At 71.8% G+C, this 22,801-nt stretch carries 21 protein-coding genes and 1 pseudogene; 10 read left to right on the plus strand and 12 right to left on the minus strand.

What is annotated here, in order from left to right:
- Positions 1 to 32: 32 nt before the first annotated feature.
- The 4 genes from ABZX30_RS14810 to ABZX30_RS14825 form a co-directional block, all read right to left on the minus strand.
- Entirely contained in the window at positions 33 to 3,344 is a 3,312-nt protein-coding gene (locus tag ABZX30_RS14810) for an SAV_2336 N-terminal domain-related protein (RefSeq protein WP_355933322.1), read from the minus strand.
- Between the two features lie 7 nt (positions 3,345 to 3,351).
- Positions 3,352 to 4,374 carry a MoxR family ATPase gene (locus ABZX30_RS14815; protein ID WP_355933325.1) on the minus strand — a complete coding sequence of 341 codons (1,023 nt, stop codon included), beginning with the start codon at positions 4,372 to 4,374 and terminating at the stop codon, positions 3,352 to 3,354.
- Between the two features lie 111 nt (positions 4,375 to 4,485).
- Complete coding sequence (locus ABZX30_RS14820) at positions 4,486 to 6,693, minus strand: trypsin-like peptidase domain-containing protein (RefSeq protein ID WP_355933328.1); 2,208 nt, start codon at positions 6,691 to 6,693, stop codon at positions 4,486 to 4,488.
- Positions 6,690 to 7,247: a CU044_2847 family protein gene (locus tag ABZX30_RS14825; protein WP_355933329.1), complete on the minus strand. Its 558-nt coding sequence runs from the start codon at positions 7,245 to 7,247 to the stop codon at positions 6,690 to 6,692. The genes ABZX30_RS14820 and ABZX30_RS14825 overlap by 4 nt, the downstream gene beginning before the upstream one ends.
- Positions 7,248 to 7,446: 199 nt before the next feature.
- Between ABZX30_RS14825 and ABZX30_RS14830 the strand changes: the two genes are divergently transcribed.
- The 3 genes from ABZX30_RS14830 to ABZX30_RS14840 all read left to right on the plus strand — a co-directional run bounded on the left by ABZX30_RS14830 (position 7,447) and on the right by ABZX30_RS14840 (position 9,890).
- Positions 7,447 to 7,626 carry a DUF6104 family protein gene (locus tag ABZX30_RS14830; RefSeq protein ID WP_003992906.1) on the plus strand — a complete coding sequence of 60 codons (180 nt, stop codon included), beginning with the start codon at positions 7,447 to 7,449 and terminating at the stop codon, positions 7,624 to 7,626.
- A 256-nt stretch (positions 7,627 to 7,882) separates the two neighbouring features.
- Positions 7,883 to 8,818: a DUF4097 family beta strand repeat-containing protein gene (locus ABZX30_RS14835; protein WP_355933331.1), complete on the plus strand. Its 936-nt coding sequence runs from the start codon at positions 7,883 to 7,885 to the stop codon at positions 8,816 to 8,818.
- Position 8,819: 1 nt separating this feature from the next.
- Positions 8,820 to 9,890 (plus strand): helix-turn-helix transcriptional regulator, encoded by a 1,071-nt coding sequence (locus tag ABZX30_RS14840; protein ID WP_355933333.1) that lies wholly within the window; start codon positions 8,820 to 8,822, stop codon positions 9,888 to 9,890.
- A gap of 39 nt (positions 9,891 to 9,929) precedes the next feature.
- Here ABZX30_RS14840 and ABZX30_RS14845 read toward each other — a convergent pair whose 3' ends face one another.
- From ABZX30_RS14845 to ABZX30_RS14860, 4 genes are all read right to left on the minus strand, one after another.
- Positions 9,930 to 10,487, minus strand: a complete 558-nt coding sequence (locus tag ABZX30_RS14845; protein ID WP_355933335.1) for a Clp protease N-terminal domain-containing protein — start codon at positions 10,485 to 10,487, stop codon at positions 9,930 to 9,932.
- On the minus strand, positions 10,487 to 10,696 hold the full coding sequence (locus ABZX30_RS14850) for an HTH domain-containing protein (protein WP_018571396.1): 210 nt from the start codon (positions 10,694 to 10,696) through the stop codon (positions 10,487 to 10,489). The genes ABZX30_RS14845 and ABZX30_RS14850 overlap by 1 nt, the downstream gene beginning before the upstream one ends.
- A gap of 138 nt (positions 10,697 to 10,834) precedes the next feature.
- A complete protein-coding gene (locus tag ABZX30_RS14855) occupies positions 10,835 to 11,800 on the minus strand; it encodes a zinc-binding dehydrogenase (RefSeq protein ID WP_355933337.1) in 966 nt (321 codons plus the stop codon).
- 248 nt (positions 11,801 to 12,048) lie between these two features.
- On the minus strand, positions 12,049 to 13,272 hold the full coding sequence (locus ABZX30_RS14860; RefSeq protein WP_355933340.1) for an NADP-dependent malic enzyme: 1,224 nt from the start codon (positions 13,270 to 13,272) through the stop codon (positions 12,049 to 12,051).
- Positions 13,273 to 13,777: 505 nt separating this feature from the next.
- Here ABZX30_RS14860 and ABZX30_RS14865 point away from each other — a divergent pair.
- From ABZX30_RS14865 to ABZX30_RS14875, 3 genes are read left to right on the plus strand one after another with little or no spacing between them, the layout of a single operon-like run.
- Positions 13,778 to 14,740, plus strand: a complete 963-nt coding sequence (locus ABZX30_RS14865; RefSeq protein ID WP_355933342.1) for an ABC transporter substrate-binding protein — start codon at positions 13,778 to 13,780, stop codon at positions 14,738 to 14,740.
- 32 nt (positions 14,741 to 14,772) lie between these two features.
- Positions 14,773 to 15,702: an amino acid ABC transporter permease gene (locus ABZX30_RS14870; RefSeq protein ID WP_355933344.1), complete on the plus strand. Its 930-nt coding sequence runs from the start codon at positions 14,773 to 14,775 to the stop codon at positions 15,700 to 15,702.
- Positions 15,699 to 16,499, plus strand: a complete 801-nt coding sequence (locus ABZX30_RS14875) for an amino acid ABC transporter ATP-binding protein (protein WP_355933347.1) — start codon at positions 15,699 to 15,701, stop codon at positions 16,497 to 16,499. The genes ABZX30_RS14870 and ABZX30_RS14875 overlap by 4 nt, the downstream gene beginning before the upstream one ends.
- An 88-nt stretch (positions 16,500 to 16,587) precedes the next feature.
- On the opposite strand, the gene ABZX30_RS14880 is transcribed toward ABZX30_RS14875, so the two are convergent.
- Positions 16,588 to 17,346: a class I SAM-dependent methyltransferase gene (locus tag ABZX30_RS14880; protein WP_355933350.1), complete on the minus strand. Its 759-nt coding sequence runs from the start codon at positions 17,344 to 17,346 to the stop codon at positions 16,588 to 16,590.
- 100 nt (positions 17,347 to 17,446) lie between these two features.
- Between ABZX30_RS14880 and ABZX30_RS14885 the strand changes: the two genes are divergently transcribed.
- A complete protein-coding gene (locus ABZX30_RS14885; RefSeq protein ID WP_355933352.1) occupies positions 17,447 to 18,076 on the plus strand; it encodes a CGNR zinc finger domain-containing protein in 630 nt (209 codons plus the stop codon).
- On the opposite strand, the gene sodX is transcribed toward ABZX30_RS14885, so the two are convergent.
- Positions 17,980 to 18,414, minus strand: coding sequence for a nickel-type superoxide dismutase maturation protease (gene sodX / locus ABZX30_RS14890; RefSeq protein ID WP_355933354.1), 435 nt, complete (start codon positions 18,412 to 18,414; stop codon positions 17,980 to 17,982). The two genes, ABZX30_RS14885 and sodX, sit on opposite strands and share 97 nt — an antisense overlap.
- Positions 18,415 to 18,558: 144 nt before the next feature.
- Between sodX and sodN the strand changes: the two genes are divergently transcribed.
- Positions 18,559 to 18,954 (plus strand): superoxide dismutase, Ni, encoded by a 396-nt coding sequence (sodN, locus tag ABZX30_RS14895; protein ID WP_355933356.1) that lies wholly within the window; start codon positions 18,559 to 18,561, stop codon positions 18,952 to 18,954.
- A 7-nt stretch (positions 18,955 to 18,961) separates the two neighbouring features.
- Here the strand turns inward: sodN and ABZX30_RS14900 are convergent.
- A pseudogene (locus ABZX30_RS14900) lies at positions 18,962 to 19,204 on the minus strand (site-specific integrase); the annotation flags it as partial.
- A gap of 177 nt (positions 19,205 to 19,381) precedes the next feature.
- Positions 19,382 to 20,179, minus strand: a complete 798-nt coding sequence (locus ABZX30_RS14905; RefSeq protein WP_355933359.1) for an FCD domain-containing protein — start codon at positions 20,177 to 20,179, stop codon at positions 19,382 to 19,384.
- A 346-nt stretch (positions 20,180 to 20,525) separates the two neighbouring features.
- Here ABZX30_RS14905 and ABZX30_RS14910 point away from each other — a divergent pair, with 346 nt between their 5' ends.
- Together ABZX30_RS14910 and ABZX30_RS14915 are read left to right on the plus strand one after the other, a co-directional pair.
- Complete coding sequence (locus ABZX30_RS14910; RefSeq protein ID WP_355933361.1) at positions 20,526 to 21,890, plus strand: carbohydrate ABC transporter substrate-binding protein; 1,365 nt, start codon at positions 20,526 to 20,528, stop codon at positions 21,888 to 21,890.
- Positions 21,887 to 22,801 carry a sugar ABC transporter permease gene (locus ABZX30_RS14915; protein ID WP_355933364.1) on the plus strand — a complete coding sequence of 305 codons (915 nt, stop codon included), beginning with the start codon at positions 21,887 to 21,889 and terminating at the stop codon, positions 22,799 to 22,801. Before ABZX30_RS14910 ends, ABZX30_RS14915 begins: the two co-directional genes overlap by 4 nt.

The raw sequence follows: 22,801 nt of genomic DNA on the forward strand, positions 1-22,801 counted from the left end.
CCTCCTCCCCGGGTCTTCCCCGGCCTTCGTCGTCATTCCAGCTCCGCCAGCCTGCGTGCCGTGTCCTCGGCGGTGGGCCCGCCCCTGCCGACGGCGTCCTCCGGCATCCGCCGCCACTCCGAGCGCGCCGTCCGGTAGGCCTCGCGGGCGGCACGCGGGCGGGCGGCCGCCTCATAGGTCCTACCCCGCCAGTGGTGTGCCTGAGCGCGCAACTCCACGGCCGCCAGCCGTCGCCGCTCGGTCTCGGCCTCCTCCTCGGCGTCCCCCGCGGACTGGGCGGCGTCCCGGAACACGTCCACCGCCGCGTCCAGCCGGGTGGGCCGGCCGAGACTGCGGTAGGCCTCGAAGTGGGCCTGCCCGAGCGCCAGCAGACACCGCGCGGCCGACAGCGCGTCGTCCGCCTCGGCCGCCGCCAGCCCGAGCAGGTGCTCCGCCTCGCGCAGGTCGACCGGGTCGCCGCGGGTGCCGTAGCGGGTCATCAGCGCCCGGCCCAGCGACAGCAGCCGGCCGGCGAGCCGGGAGTCACCGGGCGGTGTCTCCGTACGGCACTCGCGCAGCACCCGGATGGCCTGGGAGAGCGGGCCGGGCGCCCGGGCGCCGGTCTCCAGGCCGGCGAGCCGCAGCAGCGTCCCGCCCCACTCGGCGAGGACCTCCGCGTGGGCGGGCGCGTCCCGCGGCATCATCCGGGCGGCCTCCTCGAACCGTTCGGCGGCCACCCGCAGGTCGCGCGGGTCGCCCGATTCGCCGTGCCGTGCCACGCCGATCCGCCCCGAGCGCACCAGCAGTTCCGAGCGCAGCGCCCGTTCGCGGGTGAGCCGCAGGGCCTCGTCGACCCGGTCCTGTGCCTCGTCCAGCGAGTCCCCCGCGGCCAGCAGCGCGTCGACCAGGTCGAGCCGGATGCGCACCTGCTCACGGGGCGCCGGTTCGGTCCCGGCCTCGGCGGCGGTCTCCAGGGCGTCCCGCAGCGACCGGGCGGCCTGCCCGGCGTGGCCGCGGGCCTGTTCGGGGTCGGCCGTGGCGTCGGCCAGCCGGAGCAGGACGCGGCCGTGGGCGAGGGGCAGTTCGGGCGGGCGCCGACGGCGGTCCGGCCAGGCGTCGGCGAACGCCTCCAGCATGCCGACGGCACCCTGGAGCAGCGCGCTGTCGCCGCCCAGGCGCCACTGCGTCTCCAGAGCGCGGACCCGCTCCAGGGTGAGCTTCAGCGCCTCGTCCTGCCCCAGGTCGGGCGCCGCGCAGGCCACCGCGTACTCGCGGTCGGCGCGGCGGAGCAGGTCCAGCGCGCCGCGGTGGTCCCCGTGCCGTCTGCGGTCGACGGCGGCGGCGTGCAGCACGCGCGCGAGGACGGCCCGTTCGCGCAGCGCGTGCGGATGCGCGACGGCCCGCTCCGCGGCCTGCTCGGCCTCCCGCAGCAGTTCGGCACCGCCCTGCACCTCCCACAGCCGCAGCGTGCCGTGCGCGTACTCCGCCCACAGTTCGGGGTCGGAGCCGGCGGGCCGTTCGTGCTCGGTCGCGCCGCGCAGCAGCTGCACGGCGTCGATGAGGTCCTGCACCATGCCCTCGTCGTCGAACCGCGCGACCAGCGAGCGGGCCCGGGTGACCGCCCGGTGCGCCGGACGGGGGCCGGCCGGGCCGGGCGTCGTACGGCCGCCGTAGGCGGCGAACTGTTCGGGCAGCGGCATGAACCGCTCCAGCACCCGCACGGCGACCTCCGCGAAGGGCTGCGGTACGAGTGTCGCGTCGCCGTTGTCGCCCGGGTAGGAGCCGCCGGGCGCGTACGGCCGCCCCGCGCCGCCGTTGCCGAGCTGGGCCAGGGCGAGGGCGGGGAAGTTGGCGCCGCCCTTGCCGTAGCGCTGTTCGATGTACTGCGAGCAGTGCTTGAGGACCAGCACCGCCTCGTCCCTGCCGAGCGTCGACAGCAGGGCCTCCTGCACGTCGGGCTCCATCTCGTACCACTGGGCGCCGTCGTCGCCGTGACTGTCGCCCGCGCGCGTGAGGAGACCGCTGAGCAGCACCTCGGCCAGCTCGGACGGGCCGGAGTCCGGGAGCATGGTCCGCTGGACGAGCTGCATCACCGGCAGGCAGAGCGGGGCGGCCGCCAGGCAGACGGCGAGCCGTCCGGCGGCCGGGGAGGCGGTGGACCGGAACCGGCCGAGGCGCTGCACCCAGGAGCGCTGCCCGGCGGGGCCCGCGACCGGCGCGGGCGGCTGGTCGGCGCGCACCCAGCCCACGGCGCCGTCGACCGGCGCGGCACCGGCCCCGGACAGCAGACGGGCCCACACGCCGAGGGCGACCGGTTCGGGGGGCAGCACGGGGACGGGCAGGCCGCCGCCGCGCGGCTCCACCGGTGTGCCGGCCGGGGCGCGCACCCGCAGCGCGGCGGCACCGCCCGGGATCGCGCCGCGGGTGAGTTCGCCGTACGTCACCGGCAGCCGGGTGCGGTTCCACAGGCGCTGCGGAAGCGGCTGGAGCACCGCGGCCGGGGCCTGCCGGGCCAGGTGGTGCAGCAGCCGGTGGGCCCGGCCGCTGCGCCACAGGGGACCGGCGCAGTCGCTCACCAAGAGCGTGATCCGCCGGCCCGTGGGGTCGCTGAGCCGGTCCGCCGCGTGCAGCGGGGCCGCGTGCGCGTCCGGACTGCGGCTGACCGCCGGCGCGCCGTCCGGCCCCTCGTGCAGATGGCTGACCTGGACGTCCCCGAAGGCTCCCAGCTGGGCGAAGACCTGCTCGAGCTCGGCGAACATGCGGTCCCACACCCGCATCGACGGCGAGGCGTCCAGCACCAGCTGGAGCCGGGTGTCGCCGCGGGTCACGGCCCGGTGCACGGGCATCACCAGACCCCCGGCCCGGGCGCTGAGGTCGGCCGTCGCGGTCTCGTCCAGCTCCTTGCGCAGCGGCGGCGCGGCGCTGCGGTAGCCCTGGAGGGGCCGCAGGGCACGCTGGAGTTCGAGGGGCGCGGGCAGGGCGGGGGCGACGGGCACCCCGACCGGCAGGGCCGACGCGGGGCCGGACGCGCGCGTGCGCCGGGGTCCGCCGCGCGTCGGCGGGTACAGGGGCACGCTTCCGTCGGCCCGGACCTCGTACACCGGTGGCGCGGGCGGTTCGGCCGGCGGGGTGTCCTGGTCCGGCGGCACCGGGGGAGGGACGGGCGCGGGCTCCCCCTGGTGACCGGAGGTGCCCTCCGCGCCGGGCCGCGGTTCCCCGTCCGGGTCCGGTGCCCCCGGCGGGCGCGCCCAGTGGGCCAGCCAGAGGGCGTCGCTCAGCGCCTCGGCATCCGGATCGAGGCCGGCCTGCCGCAGTCGTGCGACGAGTTCGGCGATCGGATCACCGGAGCGGTGCGCCTCGGGCATCAGCGCCTCACCTCGGTCGGTCGAGTCGCTGGATGAGCAGGTCGGCGAGTCGGTCGCGGCTGGGCTGGGCGGCCGCGTCGGTGAGGTAGATGGCGTTCAGCAGCTGGTCGGCGGCGAGGAGTTCGCTGCGGGAGCGCTCCAGGAAGCGGGTGATCAGGTCGTCGCCCGCGCGGGCGGCCTCGTCGCCGAGGTGGGCGCGTACGAAGGTGGCGAGCCGGTTGTGGTCGGGGCGGCCCAGTTCCAGGTGGATGCAGCGGCGCATCAGCGGTGCGGGGAAGTCCCGCTCGCCGTTGCTGGTGAGGACGACGAACGGGAAGGCTCCGCAGCGGACCCGGCCGTCGCGGACGCGGACCTTGGTGCCGTCGGCGGTGAGCACCTCGGCCTCGCCGTCCGGCAGCCGGTCGGCGATGCGCTGCAGCTCTGGGATCTCGAACTCGCCCTCCTCGAGGACGTTCAGCAGGTCGTTGGGCAGGTCGATGTCGCTCTTGTCGAGTTCGTCGATGAGCAGCACGCGCGGTGTGGCGGAGGGCAGCAGGGCGGTGCCGAGCGGACCGAGCCGGATGTAGCTGCCGATGGCCTCGACGGCTCCGGGGCTGCCCGCCGCGGCTCCGTAGCCGCCCTGGGCGGCGATCTGGACGTCCTGGAGCCGGGCGATGGCGTCGTAGTGGTACAGACCGTCCTGGAGGGTGGAGCGGCTGACGATGGACCAGCGCAGGACGTCGCCCAGGCCCAGCTCGTAGGCGACCGAGTGGGCCAGCGTGCTCTTGCCCGCGCCGGGGCTGCCGGTGACGAGCAGGGGGCGGCGCAGATAGAGCGCCGCGTTGATCATCTCCAGTTCCTCGGCGCCGGGCCGGTGGAGTTCCGCGAGGTGGCGGTGGGCGCCCAGCCTGCGGTCCCGGGAGCCGTCGCCGTCGCCCTCGGCGTCCCGGCCGGCGAAGTCCCGCCAGGGCGGGGGCGGGGGCAGCCGGCTCATTCCGTCGTGGGGTTCTCCGGCGCCTCGGTAGATGAGCCACTCACTGGATTCGGTCATGGTCCGGTCCTCGTCGTCACTCGTCCGCCAGGGCAGCCGTCGAACGTGCATCACGGTATCGATCCGCGGTAAGGCTGGTAAGAGGCCGAGGGGTGCTCGGGGCGGGCCGCATCAGGGGGCCTCCAGCAGATCTCCGGCGCCGGGCAGCGGCCGGTGCGGGTCGTCGTACAGGAGTGCGATTCCGTCGGCCCAGTAGGCCTCCGTGAGGCCCGCGTGCCGCTTCACCCGCAGCCCGTGCACCAGGTCGGGGAGGAACGCGGCACCCGCCCCGTCGCCGACGACCTGCCTGGTCCCCCGGTGGAACTCCCCGCACACGGCGTCCGGCTGGCCCCGCCGGCGGCGCCACAGGACCACCCCGAAGCCGGCGTGCAGGATCCGGCCGAGCGCGGCGGAGTCGTCCTCGTAGCGCCGGTCGCCGTAGCGGCACAGCACCGGGACCGTACGGGGCGGCAGACGGCGCAGTTCCACGACGGTGGGCACCGGCCCGCGCACCCCGTCATCGCAGTCCAGCACCTCGGTCTGGGCGTCGTCGGCGTGCAGCCGGCGCCAGCGGTCCCGGCGTTCCAGATCCTTGGCGTCCCCGGCGCCCTGGTCGGCCTCGCCGTTCTCGCCGCCCTGGCCGCCCTCGTCCCGGTAACCGCCCCACTCGGCGCCGGACAGCGCGTACCCGCCGTCGCCCGGCAGCTGGTCGCGGTCCGAACAGCGCACGACGACCGGCCGCTCGGCGCCCAGCGGGGGGCCGTCCGGCCGCAGCCGCCAGTCGTCCACGGCCAGGCCGAGCAGCAGGTGCGGCAGGGCCGCGTGCAGCGCCGCCGGCCGTCCGGGCTCGTCGCACTGGCGGAAGGCCTCGGCGAGCGGCGGGGCCAGCTCGGCCGGCAGCTCCTCCAGCGGGGTGCGCTCGGCCTCGTGCAGACGGGTCACGTCGCCGTCCGGGCCGGCCACCGAGACCGACCAGTCGCAGCGCCCGGGCTCCCAGCCCCGGGGCAGTACTTCGAGCAGCACGGACAGCCGGGGACCGGCGTCACCCGGCCGCTCGCCAGGCGGCTCCCCCGGCAGCGGCGACGGGGCGCCGGGGGCCGGGACCGGCGGGCCCGCCGGGACGGCGTGGGGGCGGCGGCGCAGCCCCAGCCACTGCGCGCGCCGCCGGGCCAGACCGCTGCGGTAGCCGCTGTCGAGGCCCGTCGACGTCTGCTTCACCCACTCCCACAGGGCCTGTTCGGCGTCCAGCAGGCTGGGCGTGGCCGGGCGCTCGGCCGCCATCACCTGCATCGCGTAGTCGAGCACGAGCTTCAGCGCCCCGTCCTGCCGGGCGTTCTCGTACAGCACGCCCAGCCCGTCCCGCCAGCCGCGGGGAGCCGGCACCAGGGTGGGCAGCTGGAAGTTCGGCAGGGAGTCGAGGATGTCGAGCAGGCAGCGGGTGGTGGCCGGCGGCGGCAGCTCGGCGAGCCGGCCGAGCAGCTCGCCGCGTTCGTCGGGACCGAGGGTCCGGCCCGGGCGGGCGCCGAGCTCCGCCTGAAGGTCGGCCCAGGTGGGGCGCCGGGACTCCGAGGGCTGCTGCCGGTCGCGGTGGTAGCGGTCGTGGGCGTGGAAGACCGTCTGGTAGACGTCGTCGTGCTCGGTCCGGACCGCGCCCGCCGGCACCTGTAACGTCCGCAGGCGTTCGATCCCGGTGGAGGTGCCCCCGGCCCCGTGATCGGCACGCGACTTCAGCACGCCGACGACCTCGCCGCGCACCGGGTCGACGACGGGGCCGCCCGAGACGCCCGGCGGCAGGTCGTTGTGCCCGAGCCGCATCTGCACCCCCGCCGACCAGCCGCCGATGGTCCCCTGCACGGAGAGGAACCCGTCCAGGATCTGCAGCTGTCCGCCGGTCACCGTCCAGCCCGCGTAGAACACCCGGCCCTCGCCGTAGTGCGCGGCGGGCCGCTCGGAGACGTACACGCAGTCGTGGTCGACGGGTTCGCGGAGCCGGACGAGGGCCAGGTCGGGGGCCGGCCAGCTGCCGGGCAGCCGGCGTTCGACGTGCTCCGGGAGGGTGGCCGCCACCTGGCCGGGGACGGCGGACGGGCCTTCGCCCGGGCCGGTCTGGTAGACCACCGCCACGTCGTCCCCCTCCCCGCCGTTCACCACGTGTGCGCAGGTCAGAACCCAGTTCGGGGCGATGAAGAATCCACTGCCGAGGAAGCTGCCGGGTTCGTCCAGGGCATACCCGACACCTGTGCGATGAATGCGCACGGTCGCCGCCATGACGAGTTCACGGAGCGCATGGTGGGCGGCATGGAAACCGCCCGGTGCGCCCCCGTCGTATCCGTCGGTCATGCCCCGCCACCACCGTGGGCGCCCGGGGCGCCCCCGTGCGCCGTGGCGCCGGTGGACGCCCCCGCACGGGTGGCGCCGCCGCTGCCGGGCGGTGCTCCGTCCCGGGGCGCACGGGGGGCGGCCGGCGAAACGGTGCCCTCGGGTTCGTCCCGGTCCGGTGCCGAGGAGGACGGGTCCGCGGCGGACCCGCAAGCCGCCGGGTCAGGTGGGCCTGAGCCGTTCCAGGTCAGGGTCACCGTGATGCCGGCCTTGGCCTCCCCGTCCGCCAGCAGCCCGACGACCTTCCCGGCCTTCGCGGTCAGCTCGATCCCGAACTCCACGCTCACCTCGTCCGGACGCACCGCGCGCAGCGGTCCGGCCAGCGAGCGGGCGACACCGGTGACGAGCGAGTGCAGGCTCTCCACGCTCGCCTCCACCCGTTCGGCGAACCCGGTGTCCGTGAACGACAGCTCTCCCGACGGCACGGTCAGCTCCTCGGCCCCGGATATCCGGGCCCACACCGGTGTACCGTCCGGCAGTTCGATCCGCGCCACCCGCGTCACTTCGTGCCCCATGCGATTCCCCCGTTCGCGCGGGAGGCCGACGGCCCGTGGGCGCGGCGCTCCCTGCGCCTATTCTTTTCCTGTCCTGTCGTGGCTTCCCGGGCGGGAAGCGGACGCCTCTTCTTGCCACAGGGAGAGGGTTCTTCCCGCGCGGGAGCGGCCCTACCCCTGTACTCACCACGGACCCTGTACTCACCACGGAGCACCAGCCATGTACTTCACCGACCGAGGCATCGAGGAACTGGAGAAGCGGCGCGGCGAGGAAGAGGTCACCTTCGAGTGGCTCGCCGAGCAGCTGCGCACGTTCGTCGATCTGAACCCCGACTTCGAGGTCCCGGTGGAGCGACTTGCGACGTGGCTCGCCCGCCTGGACGACGAGGACGACGAGTGAGCGCGCGGGCGCTGGACGCGCAGCCGCTGGACACACAGGCGCTGGACGCGTAGGCGCGGAGCAGCCGCTTCCCCTTCCCCTTCCTCTTCCCCTTCCCCGGCACCGGGCCGCCGAGAACGCGGCCCGGTGTCAGTCATGCCCGGTCATGCCCGGTCATGTCCTCCAACGGGTGTCTTGACTTCCGACCGCCACGACATATCGTGTTTCCCAGAAGACGCGATATGGCGTGTCGCGTCCTTGCGAGGAGGTCACACCCATGTCCGAGTGGTCCGTCGCCGAGCCCACCAAGCTCACCTTCGACACTCCCGTCCGCGATCTGCACGTACGCATCGTCAACGGAACCGTGAACGTCGTGGGTACGGACGAAGGTTCCGCCCGCCTCGAGGTCACGGACGTCGAGGGCCCGCCCCTGGTGGTCACCCAGCAGGACGGCACCCTCACGGTGGCCTACGAGGACCTGCCCTGGAAGGGCTTCCTGAAGTGGCTGGACCGCAAGGGCTGGCGGCGCAGCGCGGTCGTCTCGCTAGCGGTCCCGGCGGACACCCGGGTGGAGGTCGGCGTGATCGGCGCCGGGGCCGTCGTCTCCGGACTCCGGGGGCCCTCGGTGGTCAAGGGCGTCACCGGCGACACCACGCTCGTCGCCCTCTCCGGCCCGGTGCGCGCGGAAACGGTGTCCGGCAACCTGGAAGCACAGGCCGTCACGGGCGACCTGCGGTACCACTCCGTCTCCGGGGATCTGACCGTGGTGGAGGCCTCGGGCTCCTCCGTGCGGGCCGAGTCGGTCAGCGGCTCGATGATCGTCGACCTCGACCCCGACGGGCCGACCGACGTCAGACTGACCAGCGTCTCCGGTGAGATCGCCATCCGGCTCCCGCACCCCGCGGACGCCGAGGTCGAGGCGAACACCGCGAGCGGAAGCATCTCCAACGCCTTCGACGGCCTCCGGGTGCACGGCCAGTGGGGCGCCCACAAGGTCACCGGACGGCTCGGCGCGGGCACCGGGAAGCTCAGGGCCACGACGGTCTCCGGCTCGATCGCCCTGCTCCGCCGTCCGCCCAGGGACGACGAGGAGGACGCCCCGCCGGCCGGACCACAGCACGACTCGGGGGACAATTCCGTTTCCGGTCAGGGCGGCCGCCAGGCAGGCAGCAGCGCCCCGGCCGACGGCACGACCGAAAAGAAGGTGCTCTGACATGCCCCCCGTCTTCGCTCACGGCCGCCTCCGTCTCTACCTGCTGAAGCTGCTCGACGAGGCCCCGCGCCACGGCTACGAAGTGATCCGGCTCCTCGAGGAACGCTTCCAGGGGCTGTACGCACCGTCGGCGGGCACCGTCTACCCCCGGCTGGCCAAGCTGGAGGCCGAGGGCCTGGTCACCCACACCACGGAGGGCGGCCGCAAGGTGTACGCCATCACGGACGCCGGCCGCACCGAACTGGCCGGCCGCGGCGGCGAGCTGGCCGACCTGGAGCTGGAGATCCGCGAATCGGTCGCCGAACTCGCCGCCGAGATACAGGCCGACGTGCGCGGCGCGGCGGGCGATCTGCGGCGCGAGATGCGAGCGGCGGCCTCCGAGGCCCGGCGGGGCGGCAAGGCGGGCGCCGGGGACCGCGGCCCCTTCGGGGAGTACGGCGGGCCGCCGGCCGACAAGGAGGCCTGGCGCGTCGCCAAGGAGGAGATGCGCCGGGTCAAGCAGGAGTGGAAGGAGCAGGCACGCCGCGCCAAGGACGAGAGCCGCCGGGCCCGCGAGGAGGCCCAGCGAGCCCGCCGCCAGGCCCAGGAGGCGCAGACGAGGGCGCGGGCCCAGGCCCAGGAGGAGGTGCAGCGCATCGCCCGGCGCGTCCAGGAGCACGTCCAGGACCACTTCGCGCGGGGGGACTGGCCGACGGGGGTCCGCGAGGGCCTCTCCGAACTCACCAAGGAGGTCGGAGAGTTCGGCAAGGAATTCGGCAAGGACTTCGGCTTCGGGCGCACGGACACCGAGACCGGCGCCGCGGAGACCGGTGCCGGCACGGGGAAGGCCGCCCCGGAGTACTCCGACACCCCGGAGGACTTCCCCGCCGACTACGAACCGGCCTGGGCCCACGAGGACTCCACCGGCGACCCGGCCCGCGACCTGGACCGCCTGCTCGACCGGTTCCGGGACGACATCCGGGACGCGGCCCGGGACCACGGCGTCACCCGCGAGCAGCTCCGCGACACCCGCCGCCACCTGTCGACGGCGGCGGCGCACATCGGGGTGATACTGCGGCGCCCCGAGGCCTGAGCACAGCCGGAGGGCAGCCGGAGGACAGAGGCCGGGCGGTCAGCTCGCCTTCGCCTCGCCGTCGCCGTACAGCACCCGGGTCAGCGACTCGAGGCTCACGCCGTGGTCGGCGAGGACCTCGGCGGGCACGCCCGGACGGGAGGCGAGGGCGAGCAGGAGGTGCTCGTCGCCGATGTGGCGGTCACGGTGGCCCAGGGCGACACGCAGGGAATCGGCCAGCAGTTCCTTGGCGCCGCGACTGAACGGCCGCCGCCCGGATCCGCGCCGCCGGACGCCTCCCAGCGCCCCCTGCCCGTGCGCCTCCTCGACCCGGAACACGATCTGCGACAGATCGATGCCGAGCCCGGACAGCGCGTCCGCGTCGGCCCGCGACAGTCCGCCGCGGCGCCGGGCCTCGGCCAGGGCCCGCACCACGCCGGCCCGCCGCCCCGCCGACAAGCCGAGCGAGGCCAGCGCGAAGGACCCCCGGCTGCCCTCGCGCTCGAGCAGGGCGAGCAGGACGTGGGGCTCCTCGACCTTCCCGTCCCCCAGCCGCTCGGCCTGCGCGACGGCACCCTCGACCACGGCACGCGCGTCCTTCGTGAACCTCTCGAACATCACTGCCTCCCGTACTTCTTGTGCACGGCCTGCCTGCTCACGCCCAGTTCGGCGGCGATCTCCTGCCACGACCAGCCCTGGTTGCGCGCGCTGCGCACCTGTACCGCCTCCAGCTGCTCGAGCAGCCTGCGCAGTGCGGCGACGGCCCGCAGCCCGACCCGTGGGTCGCGGTCGCCCGCACGTTCGGCGAGATCCGTTGCTTCGGTCATGGTGTCAACATAAGTTGACATCCGCCTACTGTCAACCACAGTTGACAAACGCCGACGGCCGGCCCGGAAACCGGACCGGCCGTCGGACAGCCGTGCTGCGCGGCCTCGAGACGCGACCCCGAAGCGCGGCCTCGGGACTCAGCCGTTGGTGAGGACGATCTTGCCGAACTGGCCACCGGACTCCAGCCGCTCGAAGCCCTCGCGGGCGCGGTCGAGCGGGAGCACCTCGTCGATGACGGGGCGGACACCGGTGGCGGCGCAGAAGGAGAGCAGGTCCTCCAACTCGTCCTTGGTGCCCATCGTGGAACCGACGACCTTCAGCTCCAGGAAGAAGATGCGGGTCAGTTCGGCGTGCGAGGGACGGTCGCCACTGGTGGCACCGGAGATGACGATCGTGCCGCCGGGCCGCAGGGACTTCACCGAGTGGGACCAGGTGGCGGCGCCGACGGTCTCGATCACGGCGTCCACCCGCTGCGGCAGCCGCGCCCCCGGCTCGACCGCCTCGACGGCCCCGAGCTCCAGGGCCCGCTTCCGCTTGGCCTCGTCCCGGCTGGTGGCGAAGACCCGCAGCCCGGCCGCCTTGCCGAGCACGATCGCGGCCGTGGCGACACCGCCGCCGGCCCCCTGGACGAGGACGGAGTCGCCGGGCCGTACGCCCGCGTTGGTGAACAGCATCCGGTACGCCGTCAGCCAGGCCGTGGGCAGACAGGCGGCCTCCGCGAAGGAGAGCTCCCTGGGCTTGGGCAGGACGTTCCAGGTGGGCACGGCGACCTGCTCGGCGAAGGTGCCCTGATAGCGCTCGGTGAGGATGGAGCGGGGTTCGTCCGGGCCGACGCCGTGGCCGGTCTGCCCGATGACGGAGTGCAGGACGACCTCGTTGCCGTCCTCGTCGACGCCGGCGGCGTCACAGCCGAGGATCATCGGCAGTCTGTCCTCCGCGAGGCCGACGCCACGCAGGGACCAGAGGTCGTGGTGGTTGAGGGAGGCGGCCCTGACGTCGACCGTGCTCCAGCCGGGACGGGCCCCGGGGGCCGGGCGCTCCCCCAACTCGAGGCCGCTGAGCGGCTGGTCGCGGTCGATTCGGGCGGCGTAGACAGCGAACATGGGCTCGACGATAGGTTCCCGGTGGGGCCGGCGGAACCACGGACCGCTGTGACACATGCCCTCTTGCCGGTTCGGCCGAACGATCTCAGCCCCGGCCCGGCACTCCCGGCCCGTCCGGGGGCGGCAGCCCCCGGCGGGACGGCGCCCGGCGGGACTGCCCCAGGGAAACCACCCGAAGGGTGGGCCAAGGGGCGGCCACCTGGCCCCGCCCGGACGGACGCTGTCCGAACGGACGGGGCCGTGCGGGCTCACCGGCGGGCGACACCCTCGGCCCGGGCGGCGGCAGCCACCGCGGCGGTCACCGCGGGAGCCACCCGCTCGTCGAACGGCGAGGGAATCACGTAGTCGGCGGCGAGGTCGTCCCCGACGACCGCGGCGAGCGCCTCGGCCGCCGCGATCTTCATCCCCTCGGTGATCCGGGAGGCCCGCACCTGCAGCGCGCCCGCGAAGATCCCGGGGAACGCCAGCACGTTGTTGATCTGGTTCGGGAAGTCCGAGCGCCCGGTGGCGACGACAGCCGCGTACTTGTGCGCGACCTCCGGGCGCACCTCCGGGTTCGGGTTGGCCATCGCGAACACGAAGGCGCCCTCGGCCATGGAGGCCACCGCCGCCTCGGCGACCGTGCCGCCGGAGACGCCGATGAAGACGTCGGCACCGGCCAGCGCGTCCTCCAGCGAGCCGCTGATGCCCGCCTTGTTGGTGAAGGAGGCCAGCTCGCGCTTGACGGGGGTCAGGTCGCCGCGGTCGGCGGACACCACGCCCTTGCGGTCGGCGACCGCGACGTCCCCGATGCCGGCCTCGACCAGCATCCTGGCGATGGCGACACCGGCCGCGCCGGCGCCGGAGATGACGGCCCGCAGGTCGCCGATCGACCGCCCGCTCAGCCGCGCCGCGTTCCGCAGCGCCGCCAGCGTCACCACGGCCGTGCCGTGCTGGTCGTCGTGGAAGACCGGGATGTCCAGCCGCTCCTGGAGCTGCCGCTCGATCTCGAAGCACCGCGGTGCCGAGATGTCCTCGAGGTTCACCCCGCCGAAGGACGGGGCGAGCCGGACCACGGTCTCGACGATCTCGTCGACGCCCGTGCAGTCGAGCGCGATCGGCACCGCGTCCACGCCGCCGAACTGCTTGAACAGGATCGCCTTGCCCTCCATCACCGGGAGGGAGGCCTGGGGTCCGATGTCCCCGAGCCCCAGCACCGCCGTACCGTCGGTCACGACGGCGACCACGGACGACTTCCACGTGTAGTCGTCGACCAGCTCGGGCTGTTCCGCGATCGCGGTGCACACGCGCGCCACACCGGGCGTGTACGCGAGGGAAAGGTCGTCCTTGTCGCGGATCGGCACGGTGGCCTGCACGGCCATCTTGCCGCCGCGGTGCAGCGCGAACGCGGGATCGAAGGAATCGAGGGGCTCGGCCCCGCCGTCCTCGTCCGTAGTGCTGTCGCTGCGAGGATTGACGATCTCCGCTGCCACTTTGTTTACCCCTTAAGTATTCATGGGTTGAGGGTTGACCACTCCTGGTGAGGGGTGGGCGGGACCGCGTACGGCCCGGTTCAGTGATACGTACGGGCGTACGCGACGGGCGCGCCGCACACGCGCCCTGAGCCCCGGATGAGGGGTGTGAAGAACCTTCTTACCGGACGGACGGCACCGACGACGAGTCCATTGGGTCAAGGTCACATCGCGGCCCTCGACAGAACCTGGTCTCAGGCTCAAGCACCGACCACATCATGAGATGCGCCGAAGATTTTCCGGCCGGATGGCGGGATGTCCGCAGATAGAGGGCCCCGAGGTGCCGAGGATGTGCCGACCTGATGCGGTTCGGGGGTCACCCGTTATCCGATTTTGACATAGTGAGTCACCTGAACGGCGTAGTCCGAATGGCAGGATGCGGTAAACCCACGAGGTCGCGACACCCGAAGGTGTGTGTTCTCGTCGACCCATCGGCATCTCCACCCATCCGCCGGAGGAACCCACCATGACCGCAAGCTCCACCCGTCGTGCGACCGCCGCGCACTCCCGTCTGGCCGCGGTCGGTGCGATCGCGGTCGCGGGCGCCCTGCTGCTCACCGGCTGCGGTGACCAGACCGACAAGAGCGGCTCGGACAGCTCCGGCTCCGACTCCTCCTCCGCGCCCCTCGCCGGCAAGCTCCCCGCGGACATCCGCAAGGCGGGCGTCATCAAGGTGGGCTCCGACATCGCGTACCCGCCGGTCGAGGTCATGCAGGGCGGCAAGGCCGTCGGCATCGACCCGGACATCGCGGACGCCCTCGGCAAGCAGCTGGGCGTGAAGTTCGAGTTCCAGAACGGCAAGTTCGACAACCTGATCGTGGGCCTGCAGGCCAAGCGGTTCCAGGTGCTCATGTCGGCGATGAACGACACCAAGGACCGCCAGAACGGCATCAACTCCGACACCGGCAAGAAGGTCGGCAACGGCGTCGACTTCGTCGACTACTTCACCGCCGGCACCTCGATCCTGGTCCAGAAGGGCAACCCGAAGGGCATCAAGTCGCTCGACGACCTGTGCGGCAAGGTCGTGGCCCTGCAGAAGGGCACCACGTCCGAGGGCATCGCCAAGGCGCAGAACAAGAAGTGTACGAAGGACGGCAAGAAGGCCATCGACCTGCAGACCTTCGACACCGACCCCGAGGCGCTGCTCCGTCTGAAGCAGGGTGCGTCCGTCGCCGACCTGAACGACTTCCCGGTGGCGGCCTACAACGCGAAGACCTCCGGCGGCGGCAAGGACTTCGAGGTCGTCGGCGACCAGATCGAGGCGGGTCCGTACGGCATCGCGGTCAGCAAGGAGAACACCCAGCTGCGCGACGCGCTCCAGGCCGCCATGGCCGCGATCATCAAGAGCGGCGAGTACCAGAAGATCCTGGAGAAGTGGAACGTCACGCAGGGCGCCGTCACCGAGTCGAAGATCAACGGCGGCTCCTGAACAGCTCCGCGCACCATGGAAGGGCTGTCACCGTGACTGACACCGTCGACAAGGCTCCGGCGCCGTCGCTGCCGCCGGAGCAGATCAAAGCCATACCGGTGCGGCACTACGGCCGCTGGGTCTCCGGCGTCGTGGTCATCGCCCTCGTGGCGCTGATCGGGGTCGCGTTCTCCAACGCGAAGATCAACTACAGCGTCATCCCCGATTACGTCTTCGATCCGGGCATCATGGCCGGCGCCTGGACCACGCTGTACATCTCCGTGCTCGCCATGGTGCTCGGCGTCGCCCTCGGCGTGGTCCTCGCCGTGATGCGGCTGTCGTCGAACCCGGTCACCAGCACCGTGGCCTGGTTCTACATCTGGTTCTTCCGCGGCACCCCGGTCCTGGTCCAGCTGCTGCTCTGGTACAACATCGCGCTCGTCTTCCCCATCCTGAACCTGGGGTTCTACAAGGACGAGATGAACCAGGTGATGACGCCGGTCCTCACGGCCCTGCTGGGACTCGGCCTCAACGAGGCCGCGTACATGTCGGAGATCGTCCGCGCCGGCATCCAGTCGGTCGACGAGGGGCAGACGGAGGCGTCGCACGCGCTGGGCATGACCCAGGGCCAGACGCTGCGCCGGGTGATCCTCCCGCAGGCCATGCGGGTCATCATCCCGCCGACCGGCAACGAGTTCATCAACATGCTGAAGACCTCGTCGCTGGCCTACGCGGTCCAGCTGCCCGAGCTGATCAAGAAGGCCACGGACATCTCCAGCGCCTCGCTGGCGGTCGTCGAGATGTACTTCGTGGCCTGCATCTGGTACCTGTTCCTGACCACGATCTTCAGCATCGTGCAGTACTACATCGAGCGCCGCTACGCCCGCGGCTCGACGCGCAACCTGCCGCCGACCCCGTTCCAGCGCCTGAAGAAGAACCTCCGCATGTTCGGTTCGTTCCGCCGTCCGGAGGTGGCCCGATGACCGGTCTCAGCAAGGACATCACGCCGCCGAGCAGCGGCGCGCCGATGGTGAGGGCCGAAGGCGTGCACAAGTCCTTCGGGCCGGCGCACATCCTCAAGGGCATCGACCTGGTGGTGAACCCGCGCGAGGTGTTCTGCCTGATCGGCCCGTCCGGTTCCGGCAAAAGCACGTTCCTCAGGTGCATCAACCACCTGGAGAAGATCAGCGCCGGCCGGCTGTACGTCGACGGCGACCTGGTCGGTTACCGGCAGAAGGGCGACAAGCTCCACGAGCTGAAGGAGAAGGAGGTCGCGGCGCAGCGGCGGGACATCGGCATGGTGTTCCAGCGCTTCAACCTCTTCCCGCACATGACCGCGCTGGAGAACGTCATGGAGGCGCCGGTCCAGGTCAAGCGCGAGTCCAAGGCGGTCGCCCGGGAGCGCGCGGAGCGGCTCCTCGACCGGGTGGGCCTCGGTGACCGCAAGGGCCACTACCCGGCGCAGCTCTCCGGCGGCCAGCAGCAGCGCGTCGCCATCGCCCGGGCGCTGGCGATGCAGCCGAAGCTGATGCTCTTCGACGAGCCGACCTCGGCGCTCGACCCCGAGCTGGTCGGCGAGGTGCTCGACGTGATGCGGGACCTCGCCCAGGACGGCATGACGATGATCGTCGTCACGCACGAGATGGGCTTCGCCCGCGAGGTCGGGGACTCCCTGGTGTTCATGGACGACGGCGTGGTGGTCGAGTCCGGGCATCCGCGCGACGTCCTGACGGACCCGCAGCACGAGCGCACCAAGTCGTTCCTGTCCAAGGTGCTGTGACACTCCGCCGGGAAGGGCGGTACGGGTCGTCCGTACCGCCCTTCGGCGTGTCCGCGGCGCTCTCAGCGCCCGCCGGGCCTCCGGACGGTCACTTCAGCGCCAGCAGCAAGGTGTCCGACGGCGAGCACCACACCGCCCGGGCCTCGCCGAAGCCCCGCTCGCGCAGCACCCGCGCGTGCCAGGCGGCGGGCGGCGTGTCGCCGTCGGCGTGCTCGCCGTAGATCTCGAAGCGACGGGCCGTCGGCCCCGCGAGAACCGGGTCCTGGGCGGCCAGCCGCCACCACTCGGCCCAGTCCAGGGCGCCCGCGGACCTGGCCCGGTCCATGCGGGCGTGGCGCTGGGCGCGCTCGGCCGCGTTGATCCGGGGTGTCGTGTCGTCGATCATGTGGTCCGCGTTCATGAAGACACCGCCGTCGCGGACGAGTCCCGCGACCTGACCGTAGAGGGCCGCGAGGGGTTCGGTGTGCAGCCAGTGCAGGGCCGTGGCGGTCAGGACGGCGTCGTAGGAGTCGTACGGCAGTGCCGCCGGCCAGTCGGGGTCCTTGAGGTCGGCCGTGACGAGGGTGACCCGTTCGTCGCCCGCGAAGGTGCCCTCGGCGATGGCGAGGAGGGCCGGGTCGAGGTCGACGCCGACGACGGTGGCGCCGGAGAACCGGGCGAGCAGCCGGGCGGTGATGCTGCCGGTGCCGCAGGCGAGGTCGAGGACGCGCGGCGCGGTGCCGACGAGCGCCTCGGTCATGTCGAGCATGATGCGGAAGCGTTCCTCGCGGTCCGGCATGTACCACTCCTGCTGCCGGTCCCAGCTCTCCTGCCAGGCCGCCCAGTCGGTTCCGGTACTGGTGGTCATGGAAACCCCGTCTCCCCTCGCACGCGTAATACCCTGGAAGCACGACCGGCTATTACCCGACCGCATCCCACACCATAGAGTGCCCTCGTAAGGACTACAAGTGGAACTGGCCTATTACTCGGATTACGCCGTGCGTCTCGTCAACAGCGAGGAGCCGGTGCGCGGCAAGGACGTCCTGACCTCGGTCGACGCGGTCCGCGCCCTGTTCGGAGCCAACTCCTCCGCGGCCCGGCGCGCCACCGACGCGGACGTCACGCGCTTCCGGTCGGTCCGCGCCCGGCTGCGCGCGGTCTTCGAGGCGGCCGACACCGGCGACGAGACCCTCGCCGTCGACCTGCTGAACTCGCTGCTCCTGGAGTTCCCGGTGAGCCCGCAGATCTCCGGGCACGACCACCGGGACGAGGACGGCCGCCCGCTGTGGCACATGCACCTGGCCGACCACCCGTCGAACGCCACCGCGGGCTACGCGGCGATCGCCGCCATGGGCCTCGCCTTCCACCTCACCGAGTACGGGGTCGACCGCCTGGGCCTGTGCGAGGCGGCGCCCTGCCGCAACGCCTACCTCGACACGTCCACCAACCGCTCCCGGCGCTACTGCTCGGACCGCTGCGCGACCCGCGCCAACGTGGCCGCCTACCGCGCCCGCAAGCGCCTGGAGGCCGACCGGTCGGAGAAGACCGGCCTCGCCGCCGACAGCGCCCAGCGGGCCAGCGCCAGCGGCGAGCGCTGACCGGCCTTGAGCGGCCGGAACCGCAACCGGACCCGCCCGAGGACCAGGTCCTCCGGCACGGCCCCGTAGTCGGTGCTGTCCCCGCCCGCGTACGTGTTGTCCCCGAGCACCCACCAGCCGCCCTCGCGCAGTTCCACCGCGCGCTTGACGACGAGCAGGTCCTGCTGGAAGGGATGGCGCAGGACGACCACGTCCCCCGGCCCGATCCTGGCGCCGTAGTGCACCACGAGCCGGTCCCCGTGGTAGAGGGTCGGCACCATGGACGGCCCGGTCACCTCGGCCAGCCCGAAGGGCGGAGCGGCCCTCCCCCGTTCACTCTCCTGCGACAGCTCCGGCATCCCCGGCACCTCCCCGGTCCGTTCTCCACCAGTCTGAGTCTCACCCCGGACTTTTGTCCTAAGCCCAAGGGGGCACTCGCGAAAACCCGTCCCTCAGGGAGTAATGTCCCACCTGAGAAGACGATCACGAGGAAGGAATGCTCCATGCTTTCCCGCCTGTTTGCCCCCAAGGTCAAGGTCAGCGCGCACTGCGACCTGCCCTGCGGCGTGTACGACCCGGCCCAGGCCCGCATCGAGGCGGAGTCGGTGAAGGCCGTCCAGGAGAAGATGGCCGCCAACGACGACCCGCACTTCCAGACGCGTGCCACCATCATCAAGGAGCAGCGCGCGGAGCTCGCCAAGCACCACGTCTCCGTGCTCTGGAGCGACTACTTCAAGCCCCCGCACTTCGAGAAGTACCCGGAGCTGCACCAGCTGGTCAACGACGCCCTGAAGGCCCTCTCGGCCGCCAAGGCGTCCACCGACCCGGCGACGGGCCAGAAGGCGCTGGACTACATCGCCCAGATCGACAAGATCTTCTGGGAGACCAAGAAGGCTTGATCTCTGGCTAGGCCTTTTGACCTGCGGTTTCGCGGGTCGCATCGCCTACCTGCCCGCACCCGGTCCGCAGGCCGCCGAGCACGGCGTCCATGACGGAGCGGGTGCGGTCTTCTTCGCCCGGCCACAGGTGGGCGCAGATCCGCGATGTCATGACGGCGGACGCGTGGCCGAGGAGCAGCCGGACCTGTTCGACGCTCGCTGCGCCGGCGATGAGGGCGGAGGCGTGGAAGTGGCGCAGGTCGTGGGTGACCCTTCACGGTGAGGCTTGGGGCGCCGGGCGCGGGGTGGTGTCCGTCCTCGGGAGCTGTCCCACGCATCTCGCGCCCGGGCGGCGCAATGCAGGACGTCCGGGACCTGGTCCAGCAGACCCTTCAGAGCGAAGAACAGTGGGTGCTTCGGCGGGCCTGCTCGTCGGCCCGACGGTGCCTCAGCCCTGCTGCCCGAACACCCGCCGCTGAATCTCGCGCCGGTAGTCCTCAAGCGTCTTGTCCAGGTGCACGGCGGTGGCCTGCGCCGCCGCGTCGGGGCGGCCGTCACGAATGGCCTGGTAGATCGCGGCGTGCTCCTCGACCGCGGCTTCCGTGTGCTCGCCGAGTGTGTCGTGGATCCCGATGGCGCTGGACAGCCGCTGCAACCGGCGGGCGTCCCGTACCGCGCCGACGAGGAAGCTGTTGTGCGATGCCGCTGCGACGCTGGCGTGGAAGTCGTCGTCCGCCTGGTTGAAGACCTCGACGAGGCCGTGGACGAAACCGTGCCGACAACCGTCCACGGCAACCTCGATCGCCCGCAGTTCGGCGGGGGTGGCGCGGGACGCCGCCAGACTGCTGGCGGCCATCTCCTGAACCCTGCGGAACTCGAAGAGCGTGAAGATGTGATCGAGGTCGGTGGGCCGGAAGAAGCCGCCCCACCGACTGGTGGCGAGCATCCCCTCGTCGTCGGCGACGAACAGGCCACGCCCCTTGTGGGCCCGGACCCGGCCGAGCGCGGAGAGGATCTTCACGGCCTCACGCACCACGGCCCGGCTGGTCCCCAGCCGGGCGGCCAGATCGTTCTCGGTGGGCATGCGGTCACCGGGAACCAGGTGGGACTCACTGATGTACGCGACGATCTGCTCAGCGACGACCTCGTATCGCGGCCGGTAGTCGCGCCCGTCCCCCTTCGCTCTCTCCCCTGCCCCGCCGGACAGCTGCACGACCGACCCGTCGGCCGCGAACGTTTCACTCATCTGTTCTGCCTCCACCTACGGACCACCCAAGCGCGTCCCGCGACTTCCTCGGTAGGCATGCTACCCCAACTCCAAAATGAGTCGTACTCATATCAACCCCCGGCATGACGTCAATGTAAACCAACCCCAACAAAAACCATGACAAAAATAGGCATACAGCACATTGCGGGCTCCTCGGGGAGTGAGGAAGTTAAAACTGTGACTGCTCATCCTCTTGACCGCTACCTTGATAAGGCGCCTAATTTCTTCCGCGACAAGGCGCGACTCAAGCGGGTACGGCCGATCGTCGCCTCGTCACATGCACTCCGCGCTCCGCACGGGCGCCCACAACGTAGTGGAGTTACTGATGACCGCAACGAAGACACCGTCCCACCGTGTGAGAGCGTCGGCCGGCCGACGATCGATGCTCGTGGCCGGGTGCGCGGCGACGGTGATGGTGGCCGCCACGGCCTGCGGAGGAGGAGGGACGGGCACCACCACCACCAAGGACGGTTTCGCGCAGGTCGCACAGAAGGACGGGGCGTTCACCGTGTGGGTGGACTCGACCCGGGTCGCCGCCGCGAAGCTGTACCAGGCACAGCACCCCGACGTGAAGATGGACATCGTCACCTACGACGGCGACGCGAACGGCTCGAACTACCTCCAGACGAAGGTCCAGTTGTTCAACCGCACCGGAAAGGGCTGGCCCGACGTCGTCTTCAGCTCGCAGAACAACGAGGTGACCTGGGCGGTCGACGCGAACTTCGTGGCCCCGCTGAACAAGGGCCTCGTCTCCGAGGCGACCCTCGGGAATTTCGCCAAGGGTGCCAACGACGTCTGCACGGTCGACGGCACCGTCTACTGTCTGCGCAACGACCTCTCGCAGGCCGTGCTCTGGTACAACGCTCCGCTGATGAAGAAGTTCGGCTACCAGGTCCCGACGACCTGGGAGGAGTACCAGAAGCTGGGCGAGAAGGTGGCCAAGGAGCACCCCGGCTACCTGGTGGGTGACGCGGGCGACTCCTTCACCCCGGAGATCTACCTGTGGGCGAGCAAGTGCGGCGCCAACCACATCACCGGCGCCAAGTCCGTCTCGGTGAACACCAGCAGCGACGCATGCACCAAGATGGCCAAGCTCATGGACGTGCTCATCAAGAACAAGTCCATGTCGACCAGCGGCGTGTTCAGCACCGACTTCGCCAAGAACCAGGCCGACAAGGTGCTGCTGATGCCCGGACCCGCCTGGTTCGGCGGCGCGGTCTTCAAGGACACCCTCAAGACGCCGGCCAAGACGATCGGGGCGGCGCCGATACCGCAGTGGAGCGGTGAGACCTCGCCCTCCACCGGCAACGTGGGCGGTGGCACCTGGCTGCTCTCGAAGCGGTCGGCTCATCTCAAGGCGGCCACCGACTTCCTGATCTGGGTCACCACGGACCAGGCCTATCAGGGCAAGGAGGCGCCCGGTTTCCCGGCCTACGCACCCGCGGCGGAGACCTGGCTGAAGCAGCAGAACGCCTCGGGGTACTTCGCCGGGGACATCGGTGTCCTCAAGGACGCCTCGACGCAGGTCTGGTCCGGCTGGGGCTCCGGCCAGTTCAGCCAGGAGGCGATTTGGGCGGCCACGGTCAAGCCCGGCATGACCCAGGGCAAGAGCATCGTCTCGCTGCTGCCCGCGTGGCAGGACGCCATCGTCAAGTACGCCAAGTCCGACGGATACAAGGTCTCCCAGTGACTCTGACCCACTCCTCGGCCGGCTCTGCCTCCCGTCGCCCCCGTGGCGGCCTCCGGCAGAGCCGGGCCGGCGTGGCGTTCGTCGCCGCGTATGTCGTGCTGCTGTTCGCCTTCGGGGTCGTGCCCACCGCCTACGCCGTGTACTTCGCCTTCACCGACTCGGGCGGCTCGTTCACCGGCCTCGCCAACTTCACCACCGCAGCCCAGGACTTCCGGTTCGTACCGGCCGTCGGGCATGTCGCGCTCTACCTGCTGTTCTGGCTGGTATCGCTGGTGGTGATCGTGGTGGGCCTGGCGCTGCTGCTGCACCGGCTGGCCTCGGGCACCACGGGGAAGGCACTGCGGTTCCTCTTCTACATCCCCGGAGCCCTGGCGGGCGCCGCGAGCGTGCTGGTGTGGCTGTTCATGCTCGATCCCACGGTCAGCCCCGTCAGTGCGCTGCTGGAGGGGCTGGGCTACCACACCTTCGGTGAGGTGATCGCCCCCGGTCATCTGCCTCTGCTGTTCACGATCATCGCGTTCTGGACCGGCGCCGGCGGATGGATCGTCGTCATCTACGGCGCGCTCAACAACATCCCCAAGGACGTGATGGAGGCCGCCCGCATCGACGGCTCGGGCCCCTGGCAGACCGCCTGGCACGTGCAGATTCCCATGCTGCGCAAGTGGATCGTCTACATGGTGATCCTCGCCTTCGCGGGCGGCGCGCAGCTCTTCGTCGAACCGCAACTGCTGTCCCTGGCGAGCGTCGGCGTGGCCGGCCGCGACTACTCGCTCAACCAGTTGTCGTACGACTTCGCCTTCCAGATGAACAACATCAACGGCGCCGCCGCGATCTCGGTCGAACTGCTGGTCGTCAGCCTGTCGGCCGCCGCCGTCTTCGTCACACGGTCTGGATTCTTCGATGCCGACTAA

The sequence above is a fragment of the Streptomyces sp. NPDC004542 genome, from assembly GCF_040610035.1.
Lineage (GTDB): Bacteria > Actinomycetota > Actinomycetes > Streptomycetales > Streptomycetaceae > Streptomyces.